The organism is Enterobacter sp. UNJFSC 003 (assembly GCF_036903355.1).
Taxonomy (GTDB): domain Bacteria; phylum Pseudomonadota; class Gammaproteobacteria; order Enterobacterales; family Enterobacteriaceae; genus Enterobacter.
This window is the reverse complement of the sequence record NZ_JBAKHK010000058.1, coordinates 1-373: the sequence shown is the minus strand read 5'-3', so window position 1 is coordinate 373 and position 373 is coordinate 1. Positions and strand designations below refer to the sequence as shown.

At 57.9% G+C, this 373-nt stretch carries 1 protein-coding gene; it reads left to right on the top strand.

All coding sequences use genetic code 11. From position 1 onward, the window contains the following. Positions 1 to 373, top strand: a 373-nt coding sequence (locus V5P19_RS23060; protein ID WP_334407850.1) for a DnaA/Hda family protein, incomplete at both ends; no start/stop codon positions are given.

The window sequence follows — 373 nt, the reverse complement described above, 5'->3', positions numbered from 1 at the left end:
CGGCAGTGACGAGCAACGTCGCGGCCCCTGCACAGGTGGCGCAAACGCAGCCGCAACGTGCTGCGCCTTCTACGCGCTCAGGTTGGGATAACGTCCCGGCCCCGGCAGAACCGACCTATCGTTCTAACGTAAACGTCAAACACACGTTTGATAACTTCGTTGAAGGTAAATCTAACCAACTGGCGCGCGCGGCGGCTCGCCAGGTGGCGGATAACCCTGGCGGTGCCTATAACCCGTTGTTCCTTTATGGCGGCACGGGTCTGGGTAAAACTCACCTGCTGCATGCGGTGGGTAACGGCATTATGGCGCGCAAGCCGAATGCCAAAGTGGTTTATATGCACTCCGAGCGCTTTGTTCAGGACATGGTTAAAGC